Source organism: Micromonospora sp. KC213, from assembly GCF_004348325.1.
Taxonomy (GTDB): Bacteria; Actinomycetota; Actinomycetes; order Mycobacteriales; family Micromonosporaceae; genus Micromonospora.
This window is the reverse complement of sequence record NZ_SMKF01000360.1, coordinates 1-621: the sequence shown is the minus strand read 5'-3', so window position 1 is coordinate 621 and position 621 is coordinate 1. Positions and strand designations below refer to the sequence as shown.

Sequence of the window (621 nt, the reverse complement as noted above, 5' to 3'; positions counted from 1 at the left end):
GGGTTGCGGCTGGCGGTGGTGACGAACCAGTCGGGGTTGGCTCGGGGGTTGTTCACGGCGGCGCAGCTGCGGGCGGTGAACGCCCGGGTGGAGGAGTTGCTGGGGCCGTTCGACAGTTGGCAGATCTGCCCGCACGACGAGCGGGCCGGCTGCGGGTGCCGCAAACCCGCCCCCGGGATGGTGCGGGCCGCCGCGCGGGCGTTGGGCACCACCGCGGACCGCTGCGTCCTGGTGGGTGACATCGGCGCGGACATGACCGCGGCCGGCGCCGCCGGCGCCGCCGCCGTCCTGGTGCCCACCGCGACCACGCGCCCCGCCGAGGTGGCCGCCGCGCCCTGCGTAAGGGCCGACCTGTCGGCGGCGGTGGAGGAGATCCTGGCCCGGGCCGCCCTGGTCGCCGCGCCAACAGAGGGTCGCCGGGCGGGGACGGTGCTGGTGGCTCGCAGCGACTCCGCCGGGGACGTCCTGGTCACCGGCCCCGCCATCCGCGCCGTCGCCGCCAGCGCCGACCGGGTCGTCCTGCTGCACGGACCTCGCGGACGCGACGCCGCCGCCCTCCTACCCGGCGTCGACGAACACATCGAATGGCCCCTGCCCTGGATCGACGGCAACCCCACCCCC

General features: G+C 77.0%; 1 protein-coding gene. It reads left to right on the top strand.

Annotated features, from left to right (window positions below; translation table 11 throughout):
• On the top strand, positions 1-621 hold a 621-nt coding region (locus E1166_RS30640), incomplete at both ends, for an HAD-IIIA family hydrolase (RefSeq protein ID WP_132343266.1).